Source organism: Neisseria sp. SLRRB23, from assembly GCF_050896295.1.
Classification (GTDB): Bacteria; Pseudomonadota; Gammaproteobacteria; order Burkholderiales; family Neisseriaceae; genus Neisseria.
Window position 1 is genome coordinate 1 of the sequence record NZ_JBPBFH010000147.1, and the last position, 388, is coordinate 388.

General features: G+C 54.6%; 1 protein-coding gene and 2 pseudogenes. All 3 read right to left on the bottom strand.

The features are described from left to right. Window positions 1-39: 39 nt before the first annotated feature. Window positions 40-114, bottom strand: a pseudogene (locus ACRPFF_RS11575) (ArsR/SmtB family transcription factor); the annotation flags it as partial. Further along, window positions 113-253 (bottom strand): annotated as a pseudogene (gene glmM / locus ACRPFF_RS11580) (phosphoglucosamine mutase); the annotation flags it as partial. The pseudogenes ACRPFF_RS11575 and glmM, both read right to left, overlap by 2 nt. Further along, window positions 190-388: hypothetical protein (locus tag ACRPFF_RS11585; RefSeq protein ID WP_432674679.1), on the bottom strand; the 199-nt coding region annotated here is incomplete at its 5' end. The pseudogene glmM and the gene ACRPFF_RS11585, both read right to left, overlap by 64 nt.

Sequence of the window (388 nt, forward strand, 5' to 3'; positions counted from 1 at the left end):
GTCGAGTCTCGTGGGCTAGGAGATGTGTATAAGAGACAGGTATTCGATAATGCGGTGGTAACGCGTAAAGTCCACCAGACCTTCCACGCGCAGTCGGCTCAAATGGTTGGAAACCGTTTTGGATGCGCACGTTAATCATCGTTTGCGGATACGGCTGCCAGTCGGCGCAAACGGTGGCGAGGTCTTGGTTCAGGATTTGCAGCGCCGCCAAGACTTGCAGCGCGGAAATAATGCCGTCGCCGGTGTTATGTTTGCAGGCGATGCGCTGCTTGGACGACCGGCATAAGACAGTTTTTGCTCTTCGCTGATAACGTCTTCGATGCGGTGGCGGATCTGTCTCTTATACACATCTCCGAGCCCACGAGACTCGACGTCATCTCGTATGCCG